Annotated in this window: 6 protein-coding genes; 3 read left to right on the top strand and 3 right to left on the bottom strand. The window is 42.8% G+C overall.

The window, feature by feature from the left end; all coding sequences use genetic code 11:
• Window positions 1-51 precede the first annotated feature (51 nt).
• Window positions 52-876, top strand: a complete 825-nt coding sequence (locus BLQ81_RS15840; RefSeq protein ID WP_092731897.1) for a reverse transcriptase domain-containing protein — start codon at window positions 52-54, stop codon at window positions 874-876.
• 23 nt (window positions 877-899) lie between these two features.
• On the top strand, window positions 900-1,433 hold the full coding sequence (locus BLQ81_RS15835) for a glycoside hydrolase family 16 protein (RefSeq protein ID WP_092731894.1): 534 nt from the start codon (window positions 900-902) through the stop codon (window positions 1,431-1,433).
• Window positions 1,434-1,465: 32 nt separating this feature from the next.
• Here BLQ81_RS15835 and rluF read toward each other — a convergent pair whose 3' ends face one another.
• Window positions 1,466-2,197, bottom strand: coding sequence for a 23S rRNA pseudouridine(2604) synthase RluF (gene rluF, locus BLQ81_RS15830; RefSeq protein WP_092731891.1), 732 nt, complete (start codon window positions 2,195-2,197; stop codon window positions 1,466-1,468).
• A gap of 80 nt (window positions 2,198-2,277) precedes the next feature.
• Window positions 2,278-3,573: a peptidoglycan DD-metalloendopeptidase family protein gene (locus BLQ81_RS15825; protein ID WP_092731888.1), complete on the bottom strand. Its 1,296-nt coding sequence runs from the start codon at window positions 3,571-3,573 to the stop codon at window positions 2,278-2,280.
• A gap of 294 nt (window positions 3,574-3,867) precedes the next feature.
• Between BLQ81_RS15825 and aspS the strand changes: the two genes are divergently transcribed.
• Complete coding sequence (gene aspS / locus BLQ81_RS15820) at window positions 3,868-5,622, top strand: aspartate--tRNA ligase (RefSeq protein ID WP_092731885.1); 1,755 nt, start codon at window positions 3,868-3,870, stop codon at window positions 5,620-5,622.
• A gap of 104 nt (window positions 5,623-5,726) precedes the next feature.
• On the opposite strand, the gene BLQ81_RS15815 is transcribed toward aspS, so the two are convergent.
• Window positions 5,727-6,368, bottom strand: a complete 642-nt coding sequence (locus tag BLQ81_RS15815) for a lysoplasmalogenase (RefSeq protein WP_317042034.1) — start codon at window positions 6,366-6,368, stop codon at window positions 5,727-5,729.
• Between the last annotated feature and the right edge of the window lie 201 nt (window positions 6,369-6,569).

Genomic DNA, 6,569 nt, shown 5'->3' with positions numbered 1-6,569 from the left:
GTTGTGTGCCCGGCATGGGCGATAGCTCTAGGGTGAAAGTCCCGAACACGCTTGGCAGTAGGGAGTGTTAGCTTAAGACAAGGGGGTCCACTGAGTCCCTTGCTGAGTAACATTATGCTCAATGAACTGGACAGGGAGTTGGAGCGCAGAGGTCACAAGTTTGTACGATACGCAGATGATATGGTCATACTGTGCAAAAGCAAACGGAGTGCAGAGCGGATAATGGAATCGATTATCCGATTCATAGAGGGGAAACTGTTCCTAAAAGTGAACAGGGATAAAAGCCAAACAGCCCCGATATCCAAGATAAAATTCTTGGGTTACTCCTTTTACAAAACCAAAGGGGAAGGGCGACTGCGGGTACACCCGAAGAGTGTATCAAAGATGAAAGCAAAGATTAAGGAGCTGACATCACGTAGCAATGGCTGGGGCAACGACCGCAGGAAGGAAACACTCCGCCAGTACATTACTGGTTGGGTTAACTACTTCAAGCTGGCAGATATGAGAAGGTTGTTGCTGGGAATAGACGAATGGTACAGAAGGCGAATCAGGATGGTCACTTGGAAACAATGGAAACGTATAAGTACCAAACTGATGAATCTTGTCAAGCTCGGGGTGAAGAAATCCAAGGCTTGGGAGTGGGCAAATACTAGGAAGGGTTCCTGGCACATCGCCAAAAGCTTCATTCTAAATACCACCATTACCACGGAAAGACTTAGGCAAGCAGGCTATTTATTCTTGTCAGACCACTACCAAAAGGTTATGATAAAACTTAAGGAACCGCCCTGTACCGAACGGTACGCAGGGTGGTGTGAGAGGACAGATAGGGAACTAATCCCTATCTTCCTACTCAATTTAAGTGGGAAATCGCTATAATTACATAGTAATTGACTCTTAAAATGAAATATTTATTAAGCTACTTTTTTACGATTCTTTGTAGCGTAAGTCTATCTCAACAGCATTCTGATCCCCAAAAGGCTGACTATATTTTAGTCTGGCAAGATGAATTTGACCAAAATGGAAAGGTTGATTCGACCAAATGGACTTTTGAAAAGGGATTTGTAAGAAACCAGGAGTTGCAGTGGTATCAGGAAGAAAATGCAACCGTGAATGACGGGAAACTTGTCATCACGGGAAAAAGAGAAGTGATACCAAATCCCGGATTTGAATCTGGAGACGCGGACTGGAAAAAATCACGAAAACAAGCCGATTATACCTCTTCAAGTATCAAATTGTACCTCGATAGTAAACTGTTGAATGAAATTGATCTTGCCGAAACTATCAATCCCGATGGCTTTAATCCATTTCACCAACCGCATTACCTTCTCCTCAATTTAGCCCTTGGCGGTAATGGTGGAGATCCAAGCGGCAGTACTTTTCCTTCAAAATATTTGGTGGATTATGTGCGGGTGTATCAAAAAATCAGTCCCTGAGAAATAAGAGAAACAATGCGATTGGGCGCAGTTTAATCAAATGTCTTGGAACTGTCTGCGATCAATGAATTCAGTTCCGCCAGCTCCTTTACACTGAGATCCCTCCATTTTCCAACCGGAATATCCAAGTGTATATTCATGATCCGGATGCGCTTGAGTTGCTTTACGGTATAACCCAGGAATTCGCACATTCTGCGAATCTGTCGGTTAAGTCCCTGGGTTAGAATGATCCGGAATTTAAACTTGCTGATCAACTCCACTCTACAGGGATCAGTGACTGTCCCAAGAATCGGAATTCCAGAGGACATTTTTCGTACGAAACTCCCATCGATTGGACGATCTACCGTTACGATGTATTCCTTTTCGTGATTGTTTTTGGAGCGGAGAACTTTATTGACAATATCACCCTCGCTGGTGAGAAGGATCAAACCTTCACTGTCTTTGTCCAACCTGCCAATCGGAAAGATACGCTCCGAATGTCCAATGAAATCAATGATATTGTTTCTTTCACCTTTGACATCCGTAGTGGATACGATACCAACAGGTTTGTTGAAAACAATGTAAACATGCTTCGTTTTCGGTTTTCCTACCAATTCTCCATCGACCCGTACTTCATCTTGGGGGAAAACTTTTGTTCCCAATTCCGGTAATTTACCGTTGATGGTAATTCTGTTTTGCTCCAAAAGTTGATCGGCAGCTCTTCGAGAGCAAAACCCTGCCTCACTGAGGTATTTATTGATTCGGATTGATTCTTCTTGGGCCATAAAAACAAAAGTGGATTGGATCGAAATTTAAGCGATCAAATCCACCATTGGGATATTTTAGCAGAATAAACCGAATATTTCTATTGTTCTGCTGTTTGTGTCTGATTTGGAATTTCAGCGACCAGTTTCTTTTCCCCGTTGGTACTGATTTCTGCCAGAAGTCTGAGCGATTCATCTCTCTTGGCATTGAATGCGCCTCTGTTGGCTTGCAGGACAGGTTCAGAAGGCGGGATTTTCTCCTTCAACCAGTCTTCCTGCTTGCCGTTTTTCCAAAATCTAAAGCATAAATGTGGACCGGTAGCCAATCCGGTACTTCCCACATATCCGATGACTTGTCCCTGTCTGATACGGGTTCCGGGACTTATCCCTTTTCCGATTTTAGACATGTGAAGGTATTGGGTGGTATAGGTTCCGTTGTGTTTGATCTTCACATAATTTCCATTTGCGGAGGTATAGCGGGCTTCGACGACTGTTCCGTCTCCCACGGAGCGAATTTCTGTTCCTGTCGCGGCGGCATAGTCTGTGCCAAGGTGGGCTTTGAATCGTTTCTGAACAGGATGGAAGCGGTTAAGATTATATTTGGAGCTGATTCGCGTGTATTTGAGCGGATCTCTGAGGAAAGCTTTTTTGAAACTGTTTCCATTTTGGTCAAAAAATGAGACTTGTCCGTTTTGCTCGAAGGGGATGGCATGATAAGGCAGTCCCATATGTTCGAAATAAGCTAGTTGAACCCCCGAAACACTCACAACCACATCATCAATGACTTTTTCTTCAAACACGACCTTAAATAAATCACCTTTTTGCAAGCGCTGAAAATCCACAGACCAACCGTACAAATCGGCAAATTGATCAATGATCTCCGGAGAAATTCCCTGCTTTACCATGTCTACATAAAGTGAAGTTTCGATTACACCCCCGATTTCCCTTGTCTTAACTATGGCCGGTTTTTCAGCCTTGTAGATTTCCATCGAATCCAGATCGAAGACCACATACTCGGCAGGATTGGGTTCGTAAATAAAAAATTGAGCCTGGGGAGAATCTGCAGACTGGAGAATCGTAAACTTTTTGTTGGCGGAGATCCAACGGACATCAAAAACGCCCTTGGACTTTTTGGCGATTTCGTCGATGATCTGATAAGGAACATTGAAAGGAGTCAGGATGGATCCTAGAGTTTGATTTTTACTGACTGTACCTTCTATTATATTAAGCCCAGTGACATTGATACCATAGAGAAACACTTCTTTTTCAATTCCGGTGCTGTCTATCGTTTCGATGTCTTCGGTCGAGTTGGCACCTGTATTTTTGCCAATTTGGAAAATAGCACCGGCTCCAAGCGTCAGAAAAAGAGCCGTAGCACCAATCCATTTAGTATTCATTAATCGCTGATTTATAAGGGGTAATAATTAAATAATTTCTAATCAAGTCAATAAAGTGGGTTTTTCCAAACCAATGGCTTTAGAATGCGTTCTCTTCGCCAATTTTCGTGCCGCATTGTTGCAAAAAGTAAAAGAAAGTTAGAAAAAGCTGATTTATAACTTTTTAAAATTTTATCAAAAAAAACTGACTTTTTCCAATCAAAATCTCCTCTTTGTTGCGAATCTTCGAAAGAGAGATGCTGATCTCTGAATCAATTATTTATCTTTGGCTTCCCAAAAAATCAAGGAATAAAAATGTTGAGAACTCACACGTGCGGCGAATTGCGCCTTGACCATGTAAATCAGGAAGTGACTCTTGCGGGCTGGGTTCAGCGTGTCCGTAACAAAGGAGGATTGATCTGGGTGGATCTTCGTGATCGGTATGGTCTTACTCAGTTGATTTTCGAAGATGGATCCTCAGACAAAGGCTTACTTGAGAAGGCCGCACAGTTGGGTAGGGAGTTTGTCGTTTCGGCAAGCGGGAAAGTGATCGAACGAACTGCCAAAAATGATAAAATCCCAACGGGATCGATCGAAATCAAGGTCAGCCAACTGGAAGTGCTCAATGCCGCAAAAGTTCCTCCTTTTATAATAGAAGATGAAACTGACGGAGGTGACGAGCTACGGATGAAATATCGCTACCTCGATCTGAGAAGAAATGTCATTAGGGAAAAACTTCAACTGCGTCATAAGATGATGCAGGAAACCCGCAAATACATGGACGGTCAAAGTTTCATTGAAGTTGAAACACCTGTTTTGATCAAGTCTACTCCGGAAGGAGCCCGTGATTTTGTCGTGCCAAGCCGTGTGAATCCGGGTGAGTTCTATGCTTTGCCACAATCTCCGCAGACTTTCAAGCAACTGTTGATGGTGAGTGGTTTCGACCGCTATTTTCAGATTGTTAAGTGTTTCCGTGATGAAGATCTACGTGCTGATCGTCAACCTGAGTTTACTCAAATAGACTGCGAGATGGCCTTCGTGACTCAGGAGGATATCCTGAACACCTTTGAAGGGCTCATCAAACACCTTTTTTCATCTGTGAAAGGAATCGATTTGGGCTATGTGGAGCATATGACTTTTGCGGAGGCAATGAGTGGCTATGGTAACGATAAGCCTGATCTTCGCTTTGATATGAAGTTTGTTGAGCTCAACGACTTGGCTAAAGGTAAAGGCTTTGCGATTTTTGACAGTGCCGAACTCGTTGTAGGTATCTGTGCCAAAGGCGCATCGGAATACACACGAAAGCAAATCGACGAACTGACCGAATGGGTAAAACGTCCGCAGATCGGAGCCAAAGGAATGATTTACATTCGGTATAACGCAGACGGTTCCCTGAAATCCAGCGTCGATAAGTTCTATTCTTCGGAAGATCTCAAAACCTGGGCGGATGCATTTAATGCCGAACCCGGAGATTTAATGCTACTTCTCAGTGGAGACGCTAAGACAGTCCGCAAGCAACTTTCTGAATTGAGATTGAAAATGGGCGAGGATCTAGGTCTCCGGGACAGAACTATATTCAAGCCACTTTGGGTGGTAGATTTCCCGCTTTTGGAATGGGATGAGGACACAAAACGATTCCATGCCATGCACCATCCCTTCACTTCTCCCAAGCATGAGGACATCCCATTGTTGGAAACTGATCCGGGGGCAGTTCGTGCCAATGCATATGACCTTGTCATAAATGGTGTGGAAGTAGGAGGTGGGTCTATCCGTATCCACGATCGCCCAACCCAGCAGTTAATGTTCAAGCATTTGGGCTTCACAGATGAGGAAGCACAAAAGCAATTTGGATTCCTGATGGAAGCCTTTGAGTACGGAGCTCCACCCCACGGGGGAATTGCCTTTGGCTTTGACAGACTTTGTGCAATCTTCGGAGGATCGGATTCCATACGGGATTACATCGCTTTCCCAAAGAACAACTCAGGAAGAGATGTGATGATCGACTCACCGAGTACCATTGCAGATGATCAGCTGGAAGAGCTTTCGATTCGAGTGAGTTTGAAGAAGTAATTCTTGACCACAGTCGACAGTCCATGGCACCGTGAATTAGGATGAAAATCCTTCAAATCACAGTTGAATGGAAAAATTAAAAATAGAGGCCGAAGCCTCTATTTTTATTTAGGATCAATAATGAATGATCGGATTCCCATCACGATTAAAAGTTGGGCAATCACATAAGTGCCCATGATTATAATCCCTGATTCAGGAAAATCAAAGAAAAACCTGCTGATTGCAATGGCCCCGTCAGAAATGAAGAAAAAAACTGCTCCGATAAATACCTGCCAAAATGAGGCTGAATTACACTTTTTGAATCGCTCCCGGGCAGTAGCGACCATACTTACGATCACAATGATGTAGATGATGACGGGAATTTTCATACTTCCCAAATTCGGATTTATCAAATAAAAGGTGAACGCCGCAGCAAGGTAAATTGGGAGATTAAAGAAAAATATCTTGATAAAATTCACTTGATCCAATCGATTTGATCCACTTTGGGCAAGTTTGAATCCAATGATATAGCAAACCTGCGCCATCAGGAAAGCACCCAGACCATAGATAAACAAATGTGGCCAAAGCAACAGGATATCTCCTATCCAAGAGAAAATCAGGGCTGAAAGAATTGATTTTGTCAGAAAAGTAGCCGCAATAGGTCTTGTGATTTGAAAAAAATAAATAATTAACCCTAAAAGAATCAAGGGTTTTGAAAAAAATCTCAAACTTAAATTACCCTCTAAGAGGAATGCTATATCGACCAAGGAGGCCAACAAAAACAAATAAAGCCAAATGATGTTTCTATCTCTCAAGGGAATATTCTTCTGAGTTTTTGATTAAAGATAAATGAAAAGATTGTACTATGGGGTAATCAGGCCTGACTGTTCTGAAATATTGAAATTAGCCATTGTCAAAGATGGGCTAAAATCCATGCAGTTTTTCAAGGAATTTTGTCCTGTTTAAGA

The sequence above is a fragment of the Algoriphagus alkaliphilus genome, assembly GCF_900103735.1.
Lineage (GTDB): Bacteria > Bacteroidota > Bacteroidia > Cytophagales > Cyclobacteriaceae > Algoriphagus > Algoriphagus alkaliphilus.
The sequence above is the reverse complement of the archived record's forward strand: the minus strand, read 5'-3'. Positions and strand labels throughout refer to the sequence as shown.